Source organism: Streptomyces finlayi (assembly GCF_014216315.1).
Classification (GTDB): domain Bacteria; phylum Actinomycetota; class Actinomycetes; order Streptomycetales; family Streptomycetaceae; genus Streptomyces; species Streptomyces finlayi_A.
The window spans coordinates 3,635,071-3,649,313 of the sequence record NZ_CP045702.1; the positions used below are offsets into that span (position 1 = coordinate 3,635,071).

Below are 14,243 nucleotides of genomic sequence, written 5' to 3' on the forward strand. Positions count from 1 at the left end.
GTGAACGCACCACCACCCCCACCCCTCTCACCGCCTTTCCACGACCCGGTACGGGACCCGTGGCAGGCACCCATGCGCCATGCCCTGGCCGAGGCCGCGCAGGCGGCGCTGACCGGCGACGTGCCGGTCGGCGCCGTGCTCCTCGGCCCCGACGGCTCGCTGCTCGCCACGGGCCACAACGAACGCGAGGCGACGGGCGACCCGACCGCCCACGCCGAGGTGCTCGCCATCCGCCGGGCCGCCGCCGCACTCGGCGAGTGGCGGCTGTCCGGCTGCACCCTGGTCGTCACCCTGGAACCGTGCACGATGTGCGCGGGCGCCCTCGTCCAGTCCCGGATCGGCCGGGTGGTCTACGGAGCACGCGACGAGAAGGCCGGCGCCGCTGGTTCGCTCTGGGACGTCGTACGGGACCGTCGGCTGAACCACCGGCCCGAGGTCGTCGCCGGGGTGCTGGAGGAGGCGTGCTCCGCCCAGCTGACAGCCTTCTTCCGTGCGCTCTGAGATCTGATTTCCGACCACGGCCCGAGATGGTCTAAGCTCTCTCTCGGTAGCGTGTCCGAGCGGCCGAAGGAGCTCGCCTCGAAAGCGAGTGTGGGGAAACTCACCGAGGGTTCAAATCCCTCCGCTACCGCAGTTAGATGAAGGGGCAGACCCATTTGGGTCTGCCCCTTCACTGCGTTCCGTCTCAGTTCCCGTCTCAGTTGGCCGGTACGAGAGCCCCGGCGGCGCCGTCGTCATCGTCGGGCCGGACGGTATCGCTCTTCCAGATCAGCCCGTCGACCTGTTCCGCGACGTTGGTCCGAACGGTGTCGACCATGTGCTGATAGCGGGCGGCCATTGCGGTGGTGGACCAACCCATGAGCCCCATGACGGCTCGCTCCGAGACGCCAAGGATCAACAGCACCGTCGCGGCCGTGTGGCGGGCATCGTGCAGTCGGCCATCCCGCACCTTCGCGTCTTGCAGCAGATCCTTCCAGTCGTCGTAGTCCGTACGGGGAGACGTGCCCCGCCCTGTCTCAGTGGCGAAGAGCCAGCCCTCTTCCGTCCAGCGGTCCCCCGCCGCGGCCTTCTCTACGTCCTGCCGTACCCGGTGCGTCCGGAGCAAGTCGACAAGCTGCTGCGGGAGACCGACCGCTCGGCGGCCGGCGCGCGACTTGGTGTCGGCCGTCTCCGGGTTGGTGCGCTGCCGCTGCGGGCAGTACCCGGCCTTGCGCCCACACGGGTTGTCGTTGACGCAGCCGTGGGCGTACTGCGGTCGCCGTCGGCTGCGCCGGACCATCAGGACGCCTCGCCCGAGGTCCACGTCAGTCCACTTGAGTCCCAGCGCCTCGCCCTGCCGCAGCCCGAGCGCCAGCGCGACGGCCCAGCGGGCTGAGTTCCGCCGGTCGTCGGCAGTCCGCAGCAGCCGCTGCACCTCCTCGACGGTGAACGGTTCGATCTCCTCTTCCCGCACCCGGGGCGCCTTGGCCAGGCGTACAGGGTTCTGTCCGAGGTGCCCCCTCCGCACCGCCTCATTGAGGGCGGTACGGAAGGTGCGGTGAACCTGGTGAGCGGTACCCGGCTTACTACCAGCAGCCATCATTCGGCCGTAGAGCTGTTCGATGTGCTCGGGCCTGAGCTTGTCCAGCTTGTGCGCGCCGAGCCCAGGGATCAGGTGCTTCCTGACTGCGACGCCGTAGCCGACCATGGTGTTCTCGTTGACGCCGAGCGGGGCGATGTCCTCCACCCAATGGGTCAGCCACGTGGTCACAGTCCAGGCACGGCCAGGCTTGCGCAGCGTTTTGGCGTCCCGCCCACGCTCCAGCTCCTTGACGGCATTGGTCACCTCGGCGCGCGTCTTGCGTTCGACGTGGCGGCGATCGGGCTTGCCATCGTCTCGAACGCCGACCGTGACGCGGCCGTGCCACTTCCCATCCTTGCCCAGGTAGATGGACGACCGGCCGTTGGGCTGGCGGGTGCGCTTCTTGTTCTCTTCCATGCGTTGGCCTCTCAGGCGGTGCTGACGACAGGCCGGTTGGCCTCGCGGAGTCGGGTGACGTAGTCGTGCACGGCGTCGGCCGGAACCCTCCGCAGACGTCCGACGGGAACGGATTCGAGCTGTCCGGTGCGGATCAGGCGGAAGCAGTACGTTCGGCCGATCCCCAGGCGTCGGGCCGCCTCTTCGACGGTGAGTAGCGCCAGCGTCGGATCGATCAGGTGTGTGGCGGTGTCCATGCGAGTGCCTCCCGGGCACACTTGGCGGGCCCATGCGCTGGGCCCTTCGCTGCCAGGTCCGCTACATCCGCTACGCCGCTACATTGCAGGTCAGCGGCATGATTTTTGTAGCGGATGGGTGTGATGTAGCGGCTACGCCCGTTCGCGGGTGCGTGGGGTGTAGCCGCTACATCTGGTTTTGCCGCTACAGATTCAGGGGCTCTGACCTGGGATGTAGCGCTGTAGCGGATGTAGCGGGCGTGGAGGGAGGGCAGTAGCGGGTCCAGGCGTCTTCGAGGTCCTTGGCGAAGAAGCCTTTGAGGACTCCGCCGGCGGTTCGGATGTTGCGGGAGCCGACGGGGTCGTTGTCGGCGGTCATGTACTCGCCGAGCATTTTGGAGAGGCGCCGGTTGTCGAGCGGTTTGCCGTTGAGGTCGGCCCACGGGGCGTCGTCGAGGGCGTTGAGCCGGTCGAGGATGGCGATGGTGGGCAGGCGGTCGACGCCGATCAGCACGTGGTCGCGCAGGTCGGTGAGGAGTCGAATGCCGAGACTGCCTTTGTCGTTGGTCCGTGAGGCTTCGACGAGGGTCACGCAGGCTTCGCGGGCCCGGCGGGGCCATTCACCCCCGGCGGCGTCCGCGATGGACAGCAGCCCTTCCCACACGTCGGCGGGGCGGTCGCTGACCCCTTCGGGCATCTCCGGCCAGGCGCCCGCCACCTTGTCGCTCGCCTGCTCGGCCCATGCTGCGAGGCGGTCGCGCAGGGCGTGCCCTTCCTGCTCGTGGATGCGGGCGCGGAAGGGTTCGATCGTCTCGTTCCTGGCCCGTCGTCGCATGCGGATGATGACGGCGCGGGTCAGGATCGTGTCCGGCAGTGAGCCGAGTCCGGCGACGGCCACGGCGGTGTACGAGGGGAACGGTGTGACGGTCTGGGTGTCACCGACGCACCGGTAGGTGACCCCTGTGCGGCGGTGTCCGGCGTTGAGGAAGCCGCGGAGTTCCTCGTTGTCTCCGGCCTTGGGGCCGAACACGGTGTCGATCTCGTCGAAGAGGATCGTGGGCCGACCGTCCGGACCGGACACAGCCCGGAAGAGCGCCGCGGCGGACGCGTTGACCGCGACCATCGGGCGCGGCACGAGCGTTTCCACGATCTCCAGTGCGCGACTCTTCCCGCTGCCCGGTTCCGGGGAGAGGAAGGCGAGGCGGGGGGTGGAGTCGAAGCAGTCGAGCATGTGGGCGTGCGCGTCCCACAGAGCGACCGCGACGTAGGCCGACTCGGTCGGGAAGATGTTGAACCGGCGGTGGAAGGCTTCCACCTCGTCGAGCAGGGCCGCGCCGTCGATGGGGCCCGTGGTCTTCTCTGCGGTCATGCGGCGGTCCTCCGGTGCTGCTCGGCGGCGTGGGGGCAGTGCCCGACGCGGACGCGGGTGTTGAGTTCGGTGACGGCCTTGCGGCCACGGGCCCGCTCGAAGTGGCCGCAGGTGCACAGCCAGTCGGCGACGGGAATCTCGTTCCGGTCGAGTCCCCGGATGTGGAGTCCGGGCTGGATGCCGGTGACATTGGCCGTGTGCGAGTCAGGGCGAAGGGCTGAAAGGACGGCCTGCCGGCCGACGACCTTCAGCGCACCATTGCCGGATGCGGCCGGGGCCGGTTCGGCGAGGCGGGGGCCGGTGGGCGGCGTGGGATGGCCTTCCAAGGGGGGACGGGGCGGGGTGCTCATGCCGCCACCCGGGGCCGGGCTGTGCGGATGGAGCTGTCCAGGGCGCTGCGGATCGTGGCGCGGCACTCGGCAACGGTGAGTCCCCGGTCCTCTCCTGCCGCTTGGAAGGCTTCTTCCACCTCGTTCCGGGCGAGGTCGCCCCACGCCACGAAGCGCCCCACCTTGAAGGCGCACCGGTTGAGCGTGTTGTTGCCCTGCTTCTCCGGCGCCTTACGGACCCGGTCACACTCCCGCTCCAGCGCCGCCCGCCCAGCACGACTGCCACTGACGACAGGCGCGACCAGCGGCCGGGCCGGTGCGGTGCGTGTCGGCTGGAGCAGCCCGAGCAGCCAGCCCGGCAGGCCTACGATCGGGGCAGGATCAACAACCTCGTACGGACCGGATGCTGTGGTGCTGCCCGCGGCGACGACGTAGCCGCCCCAGGCTCGCGTATCGACCAGAGGGGCGAGGGTGCCCGCTGTGTTCCCGAGCCGGATACCGAGAGGGGCGGTGAAGTACAGGTGGTGTCCGCCGCTCGCGGTCCGGGTCCGGTAGGTGGTGGGGACGGCCTGTCCGGCGCGCTCGCAGAGCGCCCCAAAGGTCGTCACGCCGCAAGGCGTGTCCGCACTGCTGTTGTGTTTGGGCATGTCGAGGTCGACGACGACCAGCCCGGACGGGCCGGTGGCGATGCCGATGTTGAACGGGCGATCAGCCCAGGCCCGGCGGATGCGGTCCGGGTCGGTGGTGGCCCGGTCCTCCCACTTGCGGTGACTACCCGAGCAGTCCCCGATCCCGGGGCACGCGGTCTCGCCGTGGAGGGCGGGGCGCTTGTCGGCGGGCCGGAGCGGGAAGACGTGCCAGCCGCGCTCAGCGGCCTGTAACGCTGCGGAGAGCAGCGCGGATCGTGCTTGATGGGTCATGCTGGGTGTCTCCAGTTCTCTGGATTGCTGGACGAGAGCGGCCCCGGTTCTTGGTCGGATGGGGGCCGCTCTCGGTGTTGAAACGGGGCTGTGGAGGGGTGTGGGCTGGTGGCCCGCACCCCCCTCTACCTGCCTTACCTTGCAGGTCAGAGCCCCTTACCTCCCCCGCTACCGGGGTAAAGGGACCCCTCTACTTCCGAGCCGGTGCCGGATGGTGCCGACGGGGCCCGGAGAGGGGTGGTTCGGGGGTGTGGGAAGTGGGGTCCCCCTCTACCCGCGGGCGGTGGGGTCCCCCTCTACCCGTGGGCGAGGAGGATCTCGGCGGGGACGGCCGCTTCGATGTCGCGGCGCTGGTATCCGGCGGCGTTGGTGCCGGAGATCTTGACTTGCTTGCTGGTGCGCTTGACGCCGGCCGCTTCCAGTTCAGCGGCGAGGCGTTCGGCGTTGAAGTCGCCGTAGACGTCCTCGTCGAGGTTCACAAGACCGGCGAGGAGGTCGGTGGTGAACATGCGCGGGGAGTGGCGCATGACTTCGAGTGCGTCGGAGAGGATCGGCGGGAGCTTGACGCCGGACGCGTCGGCGGCGGCGGTGACGTCCCCGGCGGCGTCGCCGGTGAGCTGTCCTGCGGCCTGCCGTAGTGTCCGGCCTTTCTGGCACAGGGCCGCGAAGCCGGTGCCGTCGAGGTAGTCGGCGCGGACGGTGACGTAGGAGGCGGGCCCTGTGACGAGAACACCGGTGCCGACGTGGTCTTCGGACAGGACGGATGCGTCGGCGCCCTGGGCGGCCTTGCCCTTGCCGAGGACCATGTCGCTGCTGGCCCGGTCGACGACCTGGGTGGAGTACCGCAGGGTGATGATCTCGCGCAGCTTGGTGGGCACGCTGTCCGCGTCGGGGCGCTGGGATGCGAAGTTGGACACGAACCCTGCGGCCGGGCCGCGCCTTGCGATGCGGCACAGGTCGTTGATGACTTGCTCGCGGTCCTCGCGCTCCATCGCGGTGAAGTACTCCTGCAGTTCGTCGATGGTGACGAAGATGACGGGCAGGTTGTACCGCTGGACGATGTCCGGTGTCAGTTTGCCCTCGGGGCAGATGGAGGTGGGGAGTTCCCGCAGGATCGCGAACCGGCGTTCCATCTCCCCCAGCAGTTCGGCCAGCATGGCCTTGAGCGCTTCGATCGCGTCGTCCTCGGCGCCCATGACCAGGCGGTGGGCGACGGCCCGCATGGGCATCCAGTCCGCACCGCCCTTGCCGTCCGCGACGTAGTGCCGCACATAGGCGTCCAGCAGACCAGCCGCGGTCATGAGGCGCTGCGTGAACGTCTTGCCCCGGCGGGGCAGGCCACCGAAGAACATCGACTGCCACATGACGGGGACTTCGATGCGGTTGCCGCGGGCGTCCTGGCCGAACGGGATCGGGTCCCAGATGGAGAACCTTTCCGCCGTGGCGAACGGGGAGGGGTTCGGCTTGCCCAGGTAGGGGTCATCATCCGCGACCCACATGGACACGCGGCCGGCGTTGCCGCCCTTGGCCGCGCGGACGCGGGACATGATGACCTGGATTTCATCGACCCCGAGTTCCTGGGCGATGACTTCCCGCTTGGCCAGCACGTCGGACGCGGTCTTGCCGCCGCCCCGGGGGAGGTCGAAGATCACGGCCCAGCCGCGGCCGTCACGGACCGGACCCATCGAGCAAGACACCCGGGGAGCGTCCTTCTCGTCCTCGGAAGCCCGGCCGCTTTTCAGGAGGCCGGCCGCCCGCAGCGCGTCGTTGAGCTGGGTCGCGGACATGTCCACCCGCAGCGGCGGGGCGCCCTGGTCGAGGAGGCGGGTTTCCTTGCCACGGCCGAGGTAGGCGAGCGGGGTGACGACGGACCCGGCGATACCGGCTTGCAGTATCGGATCGGCCAGCATGACGCCGACCGTGGCGGCGGCGACACCGACCGCCGCGGCACCGAACCTCCAACGGCGGGTGCGGGTGCGGTTGTAGTGAGCGGCCTGGAGACGCGCGGCCAGGTCGATGTCCTCGGGCTTGACCTTGATCTGTGCCCGCAGTGCCTTGACGGTCGCACTGTGGTCCTGCGCGGACAGGGTCGGCCACAGTCCCACGGCCGCCCGGAAGAACCCCCGCGCTGCCAACAGGACGGTTTTGACAAGGTACTTCGGAACGCGGAGACCGTGGTACTGCGTGTGCCACCACGTCATCCGTGCCAGCGCAGCACTGTTGGCCTTGATGGACGCCGCGGACCGGGCCCACGCGGGCAGGACCGGTGCGTCGGGCACGCTCAGCCAGTCGGCCAGCGGATTGTCCGCCCGGTCGACCGCCTCGACCACCGGTGCTTCCGTGCTGTCGGTGGCGGTCGGGTCGGGGGTGGTGGGTTCCTTGACGAGGGTGAGGGAGGGGCGGGTGCCGACCGTGTCGGCGAGGATCTCGGTCATGCTGGGTGCTCCTGCTGCTCGGTTGGGTGGTCAGGGGCACGGGGCGGCCGGTCTGCCTGGCCGGGTGACGGCCGCCCCGTGGCGAAGTCAGCTGTTCTCGGCGCGGTGGTAGGCGCGCTCGGCACGGCGCAGGTGCTTCTCCGCGTCGCGCAACGCGTCCTTGGCGGCGGACCGGTCCGGCCCCCACTTGCTGGCCCTCACCGCGGCCTTGGCGGCGGCCACGGTGTCGCGGGCGGTCTCCTGCTGCCGCAGCAACGCGGCCAGTTCCCGGGCGCCCCGTTCCTTGGCGACCGCGTCGATCTCGTGCATGCGGGCGGTGACCCTGGGGTCGAGGTTGTCGCCCATGGACTGGTGGAAGCCCTTGCGGAACAGGCGGCCACGTTCGCGGGACTCGGCGCGGGTGTAGCTGTGCATGTCGGGTTCCTCCCTCGTGCGGGCCGGTCTGTCCGGTCCTCCACCCGCCCGGTACGAGACCGGACGGACAGGGGCCCGTCAGCGACGGCGCCTCGCACGGCTCACAGACTTCGCGGCGGCCTTGCCCTCCGAGCCGCCGATCGACTTCACGACCGTGACCACGCCCCAGGCCATGACAGCGGCGAGGAACGCGAGCAGGGCGAGGTTCGCGGCGATCGCGGTGAGGACACCGACCAGCAGCGGACCGAAGTACACGCCGGCCGCGACCGCCCCGGCACCGACGCCGGAACCGAGGGCGATGCGTTGGACCGTGCGGTCGGGCGGGGCCTGGTGGATGTGCTGGTGAACGATCTGCGGGGCGGCCTGCTGGATGGGCGAAGATGCCTGGTCGGCGTAGGTGTAGGTGCCGTCCGGAAGACGGACGACAGCGGCGGGGACGGGCAACGAATCCATGGTCTTCCCTTACGCAGGGCCGCTAAGGTCGCGGCATGGGGGGACTGGACGTCAAGCTGCGGCTGAAGCCGTGCAAGTGGTGCAAGCGGCCGATCAAGCAGCGTCGCTGGTGGCGACCGAAGCGGTACTGCAACCAGTGGCACCAGGCGAAGTACCGGGCCGTGCACCTGGTCGCTAACGTGCTGGACAGCTTCTAAGCGCCCGGCTCGGCACCGTCGGAGCAGGGCACGCACATGCCGAGCGAGCGCGGGATGCAGTACCCGGCGTCATAGCGGCAGTTAGGGCAGGTCCGGCGAGCCGCCATGGCCTTGGCCAGGGCGCTGGCACGGCCCGGGGTCATAGGCCGGACCGGTTTGGCCCGGTCGATGCGGTAGAGGTAGGCGACCAGCGGTCCCCGGCGACGGCGGGGCCGCTGAAGCTCAGCTACGACGTCCTGCCCGCCGGGCCGCAGCCCGAGGGCTCGAAGTTGCCGCCGGGTCGCGTAGCCGTCCGGGGCGAGGCGCCACCGGTAGGTAGGCAGCGCACCCATCAGGCAACCGCCTCGTCCGGCACGGTGGTCCGCTCGGCGCGCAGGGTCTCGCGCAGCACGCGGGCCTTGGCAGCGGAGGTGTGGACCGCCTTGCGGATCGCTTCGCCGGTCAGTTCCTCGACCGGCCAGTCGGCGGTAGCCGACCGGGCTTCGGTCAGAAGCTGGTCGGCGGTGCGGACCGGTCGGCTCGACCGGGCGACGTCCGGTACCCGACCGGTCGCCCGACGAGGCCGGGTCGACTCCGCTGCGAGCGCACCGACCGGTACCAGCCCGGCCGAGGGAAGTTCCTCGACCGGTTCCGGCGCCGGAAGCGCGGGCGGAACGTCGACCGGTGCCACAGGGGCGGGGGTCGACTCTCGCAGGTCAGAGGTAGACCGATTTACGGTCGTCTCTGTCGTTTCCTCCGCAATTGCGGGTTCGGTCGGTTGGTGGTGCAGGACCTTCGCGACGAGGTCGGAGCCGAAGTAGATCGACCCGACCGGCAGCGACGTGGCGAGCAGGACCAGGGCCCAGTTAGCGGGGTCCCAGTCGGCCAGTCGACCCCAGTCGACCGACTTGCTGTGCAGCTCGGGAACGAGACCGTGAACGTAGTTGAGGACGAGCGAGGCCAGCGTGTAAGCAGCCAGCACCCGCAGCGCGAACCGGCGTGCGTCCCCAGTCAGTACGAGCGTGGCTACCAGAGCGAGGGCCATGAGGCCATCGACGACGAACGGGTAGAGCAGCGCGGCCGTGCTGTCCGCGCCGGTCGCGGTGGCGACGTCCCGCAGAGCGTTCCACGACACCCGGAACGCCATGGCCACGACCGCGACCAACGCGAGAACGAGCAGCGTCTTACCGGTGCGGTTCATGCCACACCGCCGTCCAGCGGCAGGACCTCGGCCCCCGCCGAGAGCGACACCCGCACCGGATGCGGGTGGTACTCCGGACCGGTGTCCTCCGCCCACTCCCACTCGGCCCCGTCGACAAGGACGAACCCGAGGGACGCGAGAACAGCCTCGCGCTCCTCGATGCTCGGGACCTCCGTGGACTTGGGCCAGGTGTGGACCGGCCAGTCACTGACCCGGCCAGCCATGGCCACGTACAGCTGCCAGCACGGGCCGGTGGTGCGCTGCGGTGCGGTCGTGCCGCAGCAGCGCAACCCCAGCCGCGCCCTCAACATGCGCCCGCTCATGCCGCACCGCCCCGCCGCGCCCGGCTGTAGAGCACCCAGCCGGTGACCTGGACGAGCCCGCCGCCGGCAGACAGAAAGCGCCACGCCGGATCGCCCGTCACGAACGCCACAACCGACCCGGCGACCGTCACGAAGATGCCGACGAACAGGAGCACAAGCGAAGTGCGCAGGGAAGCGAAAGCGAGGTTCGCGCTCATGCCGCACCGCCCGTCAGGGGCATCGCGGCACGGTTGGTGACGTCGCGGCGGGCGGCCAGCACCCGGTTGCGGGCCCGGCGGATACGCCGCTCGTCCAGTTCGGTGGGCGTGCGGTCGATGGTCATGATCTGCGCGTCCAGCATGTCGACGTCCGCCAGAATGACGGGCATCTCCAGCTCGATCGCGTCCAGCTCAGCGGCCGACGGCTCCATATCGAGCGAAGCGGCCGTAACAAGGGCCTGAAGTGCAGCGATGGTCTTCATGGGTCGTTTACTCCTCGCGGTGGGACGGCCCGAAATGAGGCCCCGGTGTTTGCCCACCGGGGCCTCTTGCCGTCTGGGGTCGTTCGTGGACTACGAGCGACCGCGGCGACCCGGCACCGCAGCCCGCCGAAGAGGCGGGCCCGAATGCCGGGCACCGTGAGCGCTGGTGCTTCGGTTCTCCGATTCGCACGGCGCTGCTCGTTCCGGGGAGATCCGAAATCCCGGAAGTCTGAGGTCGCAGCTTCGAAGGTGTGCCGTGCGGTTCTTTGGAGCCGATGGCGTGTCCCCCATCTGGGGTGTGGGGCCCGGTTGTGACTCCGGGCCCGGTCTCGATCGGCTGGTCTCCACTCGCCTCGGCCGGAACGGTCACGGCCCCCGTACTGCGGTGGATCACGCTGTGGAGTTGTGCGCGACGCAATCGGCCCTCTCCGAAAGTTCCGGATGGGCGATGGCCACACCTGAAGACTGGACCGGTGGACCGGTCCAGTCAAGCGATGAATTCGGAGTTGAAAGGCTTCCGTTCAGGAAACAGCAGGTCAGGGTGCCTAACAGGTCATCAAAAAAGCTGGACCGGCGGACCGGTCCAGCTTTTTTGATGGCCTCCGAGGGCCTACCTACATCGCGTAGGTGTCCACCTGCTCGAAGAGCGAGGAGGGGGTGACACCTTCCTCGCAGACCAATGGGCGACCCCGCTGGTCATGCGCCGTATGCAGGAGCACGGCGACCGGGGTGGCTACGGGCACCCCCAAAAGTTCCGCCTCCGCGTCCGTAGCAAGGCGCACCGTGGTGACGTCCACCCCCTCGACCGGGAACCGGCCGGTCTGCCGACGGACATGGCGTGTCGTGCCTTCGGCGATGGGAGCAGTATCGGCAAGGCGTGGTGCCGCCTCCGCGATCTCCGGAGGGAACCATGCCTCCACGCAGCTATTCGGGGTTCCGTCCGGGAGCTGGAGGACGCGAATACGCCGGAGTGCCCACACACCAGGGGAGAGCCCGAGCGCAACGGCAACACGGGCGGGAGGCTCTGCCCAGTCAGGCGTACCAACGCGCAGGAACGGCAGCCCACCCAAAATGCGCGCCGACCCTGCCCGGCGGGCGCCGGCGGGACGTGCCACGGGCGTGTCCGTGACGACGAATCCCGTGCCCTGCTTGGCGACGACCACACCGTCGTTGCGCAACACATCCACGGCCTTGATGGCAGTGGCCCGGGACACATCCCACTGCTCGGCCAGATCGCGGCCGGATGGGATCGTGGCCCCAGGGCCGAACTCACCAGCGGCAATGCGGGCGCGCAGAGACTCCGCGATCTCCTCGTACTTCAGTACAGCCATGGTTTCCCCTACTCTGCGCACTGGACTGGTCCACCGGTACACACGATACTGCGAGCATGTCGAATCTCGAATTGGCTCCTTCCGTGATGCGGTTCTACGGCGAGACAGCGAACGAGGACAGCCGTTTGCGCACCTCGGCAGACGGCCGCATGGAGTTGATCAGGACACAAGAGCTCCTCCGACGCTTCTTGCCTCCCGCGCCGGCCCGCGTGCTCGACGTGGGCGGGGCGACCGGGATTCATGCTGAATGGCTCGTGAAGGACGGCTACGAGGTCACTCTCGTGGACCCTGTACCCCGCCACGTCGAGAGCGCGTCAGCCGTGTGCTCGGCGTACGTAGGGGACGCCCGAGAGCTGCCCGAACCTGACGACAGCTTTGACGTTGTGCAGCTTTTGGGACCGCTCTACCACCTGCCCGACCCGGAAGATCGAAGCAGGGCGCTGGCAGAAGCCCGCCGCGTGGTGAAGCCGGGCGGGCTGGTCGCCGCAGCAGCGATCAATCGATACGCGTCGATCTTTGAGCACGTCACGTACGCCCACCTGCACACTGAACGGATTCACGACTCCGTCTCAAAAATCCTTGCGACGGCCGTCTATGACGGCGTACGCGGTTTCGCCCTCTCCTATTTCCACCGAGCCGAAGAACTGGTGGAAGAGTTCACTGCCTCTGGGCTCGCGGACGTGCAGGTCTTTGGCATCGAGGGACCTGCTTGGTCTCTGGTGAAGGCTGTCGAGCAACAGCCAGGCGCGGGCCCCACTGACGAGTTGCTTGCCTCAGCCATGGCTGCAGCCCGCCTGGCAGAGCCGTACCCGGAGCTTCTCGCCGCCAGCTCTCACCTACTGGCCGTGGGAAGGGCCCCTGTCGACAACAACGGCTGACAGTTCCCGACGGCGATCGCCGTCTCAGTTTCCGTCTCGTTCACCGTCGTACGCCACCGTTCACGGCCGCACTCCGCACCCCTCAGCAGGGCGCGGAAAGCCCGCCGCGAACGACCGTGAACGGTCGCGTACAGACGCCTGACCAGCAGGAACAGACCTCGAAAGCGAGTGTGGGGAAACTCACCGAGGGTTCAAATCCCTCCGCTACCGCTCTTACACCCTCCTGAACTGCGGAAACGCGATCAGGAGGGTGTTTTGCATGCTTCATTCACGCATCGTCCCCGTGTACGGGCTCGGTGCTGCCCGCGCGCGCCGCCTCGAGCTGGGCCGCGAACGCGAGACCGAGGAACAGGGCGATCCCGGTGAGATTCGCCCACAGCAGCAGCGCCATGAACGCGGTAAGAGGCCCGTAGACGGCACCGAACGAGCCGCTGCGTTCGACGTAGACCGCCAACAGCCAGGTCGCGGATATCCAGAGGGCCAGGTGAACGGCCGAACCGAAGGCGAGCCAGGTGTACCCCGGCTGGATCCGCCGCGGTGCCCACCGGAAGATGACGGCCGATGCCACCCAGGCCATGGTGATTCCGAGGGGGATCTGCAGCCAGTGCCACCAGGCGGGGAGACCGCTTCCGCCGAACGCGTCCACCACGGCTCCCGCGACCGTGTCACCGGCCACCAGCACCAGGAAGCCGAGGGCCATGGGCGCCCCCGCCGCGGCCGAGAGAAGCAGGCTCCTGCCGTACTTGACGGCGAAAGGGCGGTCCCGCTCGATGCCGTAGATGCGGTTGGCGCCACGCTCGATCTGCGCCATGGCCGACACCAGACTGACAACGGCGAACGCCAGGCCCAGCCACATCGCGACGGCGCCGGCGACGTTCTCGCCCGCGCTGCGGCGCCCGTCCGCCAGCGCGTCCTCGATCAGCTGGGAGCTGGCGCCCGGGGCGATCCGTGTGAGCGTGAGTTCGACGGCCCTGCCCGCGCTCTCGGTGCTGAGCGTCGCCGCCACACCGACCAGCGCGATCGTGAAGGGCACCAGGGCCAGGGCTACCTGGAACGCCAGCGCACGGGAGTGGCTGAAGCCGTCCGCGTACCGGAAGCGCAGGAACGCGTCGACCAGGAGCTTCCGCCCGCCGTACTTCTTGAGCGCGGTCCATGCCTCGTCACCGGAGAGTTCCTCCCCGGCCATGTCCTGTGTCTGCGGGACACGCTTCGCGCTGCCCATTCGTCTCCGCTCCCGTTCGTTCCGGCAGCCGCCGACGCGGGCCGGAAGCTGCTGAGCCACTCTGCCCTGAGCAGTCGGCTAACAGTGACTCACGTGTCCGGCGAAAACCCGGCACCGGGTGCGCACCCGTCGTGGAGCGCGAGATGAAAGGACATGCCCCGGGCGCCACGGGGTACGCGGGATGTGCGGGGCGACCGGCCCCGAGCACGCGAACCGAAGGGAGATGCCGAAGATGCCTTCCAGACTGAACGCCGTCGTCCGAGCGCTGTCGCAGCGCGGGGGCACGGCCCGGCGCCGCCCGGCCCCGCCCGGCCGTCGTCCGAGCGCTGTCGCAGCGCGGGGGCACGGCCCGGCGCCGCCCGGCCCCGCCCTCCCGCATCGGACGAGGCCCGCACGGCATCTCGACGGCGGCGGTCGTCCGCCGGCTCGTCGACGTCGTCCGCACGCGCGCCGGTTCGAGCCGCCACTGACGCCGTCCACGGTTCCGCGAGACGTACAAGGGGCCCGACGCATCGCGTCGGGCCCTTCGTAGGTTCCGG

General features: G+C 69.4%; 18 protein-coding genes and 1 tRNA gene. 4 read left to right on the forward strand and 15 right to left on the reverse strand.

The genetic code is table 11. The annotated features are described in order from the left end of the window. Positions 1-72: 72 nt before the first annotated feature. On the forward strand, positions 73-501 hold the full coding sequence (tadA, locus tag F0344_RS16775; RefSeq protein ID WP_185302727.1) for a tRNA adenosine(34) deaminase TadA: 429 nt from the start codon (positions 73-75) through the stop codon (positions 499-501). A gap of 45 nt (positions 502-546) precedes the next feature. Continuing rightward, positions 547-631 (forward strand) — tRNA-Ser (locus tag F0344_RS16780). A 66-nt stretch (positions 632-697) separates the two neighbouring features. Here F0344_RS16780 and F0344_RS16785 read toward each other — a convergent pair. From F0344_RS16785 to F0344_RS16820, 8 genes are all read right to left on the reverse strand, one after another. Next, the gene (locus tag F0344_RS16785) at positions 698-1,978 is read right to left on the reverse strand and encodes a tyrosine-type recombinase/integrase (protein ID WP_185299557.1); all 1,281 of its coding nucleotides are present in this window, start codon (positions 1,976-1,978) and stop codon (positions 698-700) included. A gap of 11 nt (positions 1,979-1,989) precedes the next feature. After that, a complete protein-coding gene (locus F0344_RS16790) occupies positions 1,990-2,214 on the reverse strand; it encodes an excisionase family DNA-binding protein (RefSeq protein WP_185299558.1) in 225 nt (74 codons plus the stop codon). A 184-nt stretch (positions 2,215-2,398) separates the two neighbouring features. Continuing rightward, the gene (locus tag F0344_RS16795) at positions 2,399-3,562 is read right to left on the reverse strand and encodes a DUF3631 domain-containing protein (RefSeq protein ID WP_185299559.1); all 1,164 of its coding nucleotides are present in this window, start codon (positions 3,560-3,562) and stop codon (positions 2,399-2,401) included. Then, positions 3,559-3,912, reverse strand: a complete 354-nt coding sequence (locus F0344_RS16800; protein WP_258049976.1) for a hypothetical protein — start codon at positions 3,910-3,912, stop codon at positions 3,559-3,561. The genes F0344_RS16795 and F0344_RS16800 overlap by 4 nt, the downstream gene beginning before the upstream one ends. Then, positions 3,909-4,811: a bifunctional DNA primase/polymerase gene (locus F0344_RS16805; protein ID WP_185299560.1), complete on the reverse strand. Its 903-nt coding sequence runs from the start codon at positions 4,809-4,811 to the stop codon at positions 3,909-3,911. The genes F0344_RS16800 and F0344_RS16805 overlap by 4 nt, the downstream gene beginning before the upstream one ends. Positions 4,812-5,107: 296 nt before the next feature. After that, positions 5,108-7,246, reverse strand: coding sequence for an FtsK/SpoIIIE domain-containing protein (locus F0344_RS16810; RefSeq protein ID WP_185299561.1), 2,139 nt, complete (start codon positions 7,244-7,246; stop codon positions 5,108-5,110). An 87-nt stretch (positions 7,247-7,333) separates the two neighbouring features. Then, entirely contained in the window at positions 7,334-7,660 is a 327-nt protein-coding gene (locus F0344_RS16815) for a hypothetical protein (RefSeq protein WP_185299562.1), read from the reverse strand. Between the two features lie 78 nt (positions 7,661-7,738). Next, positions 7,739-8,113, reverse strand: coding sequence for a DUF6251 family protein (locus tag F0344_RS16820; RefSeq protein ID WP_185299563.1), 375 nt, complete (start codon positions 8,111-8,113; stop codon positions 7,739-7,741). A gap of 35 nt (positions 8,114-8,148) precedes the next feature. Between F0344_RS16820 and F0344_RS16825 the strand changes: the two genes are divergently transcribed. After that, complete coding sequence (locus F0344_RS16825; RefSeq protein ID WP_185299564.1) at positions 8,149-8,310, forward strand: hypothetical protein; 162 nt, start codon at positions 8,149-8,151, stop codon at positions 8,308-8,310. On the opposite strand, the gene F0344_RS16830 is transcribed toward F0344_RS16825, so the two are convergent. The 6 genes from F0344_RS16830 to F0344_RS16855 all read right to left on the reverse strand — a co-directional run bounded on the left by F0344_RS16830 (position 8,307) and on the right by F0344_RS16855 (position 11,604). Continuing rightward, positions 8,307-8,642 carry an RRQRL motif-containing zinc-binding protein gene (locus F0344_RS16830; RefSeq protein ID WP_185299565.1) on the reverse strand — a complete coding sequence of 112 codons (336 nt, stop codon included), beginning with the start codon at positions 8,640-8,642 and terminating at the stop codon, positions 8,307-8,309. The two genes, F0344_RS16825 and F0344_RS16830, sit on opposite strands and share 4 nt — an antisense overlap. Next, on the reverse strand, positions 8,642-9,490 hold the full coding sequence (locus F0344_RS16835; RefSeq protein WP_185299566.1) for a DUF2637 domain-containing protein: 849 nt from the start codon (positions 9,488-9,490) through the stop codon (positions 8,642-8,644). Before F0344_RS16835 ends, F0344_RS16830 begins: the two co-directional genes overlap by 1 nt. Then, positions 9,487-9,813 carry a DUF6303 family protein gene (locus tag F0344_RS16840; protein WP_185299567.1) on the reverse strand — a complete coding sequence of 109 codons (327 nt, stop codon included), beginning with the start codon at positions 9,811-9,813 and terminating at the stop codon, positions 9,487-9,489. The genes F0344_RS16835 and F0344_RS16840 overlap by 4 nt, the downstream gene beginning before the upstream one ends. Then, positions 9,810-10,010: a hypothetical protein gene (locus F0344_RS16845; protein ID WP_185299568.1), complete on the reverse strand. Its 201-nt coding sequence runs from the start codon at positions 10,008-10,010 to the stop codon at positions 9,810-9,812. The genes F0344_RS16840 and F0344_RS16845 overlap by 4 nt, the downstream gene beginning before the upstream one ends. Next, positions 10,007-10,273, reverse strand: coding sequence for a DUF6284 family protein (locus F0344_RS16850; protein ID WP_185299569.1), 267 nt, complete (start codon positions 10,271-10,273; stop codon positions 10,007-10,009). Before F0344_RS16850 ends, F0344_RS16845 begins: the two co-directional genes overlap by 4 nt. 614 nt (positions 10,274-10,887) lie before the next feature. Further along, on the reverse strand, positions 10,888-11,604 hold the full coding sequence (locus F0344_RS16855; RefSeq protein ID WP_185299570.1) for a GntR family transcriptional regulator: 717 nt from the start codon (positions 11,602-11,604) through the stop codon (positions 10,888-10,890). A gap of 56 nt (positions 11,605-11,660) precedes the next feature. On the opposite strand from F0344_RS16855, the gene F0344_RS16860 reads away from it, so the two are divergent. Then, the gene (locus F0344_RS16860) at positions 11,661-12,482 is read left to right on the forward strand and encodes a class I SAM-dependent methyltransferase (RefSeq protein ID WP_185299571.1); all 822 of its coding nucleotides are present in this window, start codon (positions 11,661-11,663) and stop codon (positions 12,480-12,482) included. Between the two features lie 268 nt (positions 12,483-12,750). Here F0344_RS16860 and F0344_RS16865 read toward each other — a convergent pair whose 3' ends face one another. Then, entirely contained in the window at positions 12,751-13,704 is a 954-nt protein-coding gene (locus F0344_RS16865) for a YihY/virulence factor BrkB family protein (protein ID WP_185299572.1), read from the reverse strand. Positions 13,705-14,243: the final 539 nt, after the last annotated feature.